Source organism: Leisingera sp. JC1, assembly GCF_001679925.1.
Taxonomy (GTDB): domain Bacteria; phylum Pseudomonadota; class Alphaproteobacteria; order Rhodobacterales; family Rhodobacteraceae; genus Leisingera.
Window position 1 is genome coordinate 1 of sequence record NZ_LYUZ01000062.1, and the last position, 621, is coordinate 621.

Below are 621 nucleotides of genomic sequence, written 5' to 3' on the forward strand. Positions count from 1 at the left end.
TAGTTCATCACCGCGCAGCCCTGGTAGTCGCCCTGATGGGTGAAGCGCTCGAAATCCAGGGTCCGGTAGCCCAGCCGCCCCAGCTCGTAGCCGAAGTAGCCATCCAGCGGCCCGGAATAGAACACATGATCGTATTCTGCCCCCATCTCCGCCGTGAATTCAGTCTCTAACCGGACCGAAATGCCCGGATGATCGAGGATCTTGGCGATCATCGCGGTATAGCCGTTCTCCGGCATGCCCTGGAACCGGTGGAAGAAGTAGTTGTCGTCGTAGTTGAACCGGACCGGCAGCCGCTTCAGGATCGAAGCGGGCAGCTCCGAGGGGTGCATGCCCCATTGCTTGATGGTGTAGCCCTTGAAGAAGGCCTCGTAGAGGTCCTTGCCGACAAAGCGCATTGCCTGCTCTTCGAAGGTCTCCGGGTTTTCGATCGAGGTGTCGGCCTGCTCATTGACGATGAAATCATGCGCCTCTTCGGGGCGCATCACCTTGCGGAAGAACTGGTTGATGGTGTGCAGGTTCACCGGCAGCGAGAACACTTCCTGCTCCCCCGTGAGCCCGCGGGTGGTGGATTTCACCCGGTTCTTGTAGGGCAGAAACGTCTCGAATCGGTTCACATAATCC

At 58.8% G+C, this 621-nt stretch carries 1 protein-coding gene; it reads right to left on the reverse strand.

The window, feature by feature from the left end; translation table 11 throughout:
* Window positions 1-621 (reverse strand): UDP-galactopyranose mutase (locus A9D60_RS06470; protein WP_302621840.1); only part of this gene is annotated, 621 nt, incomplete at both ends.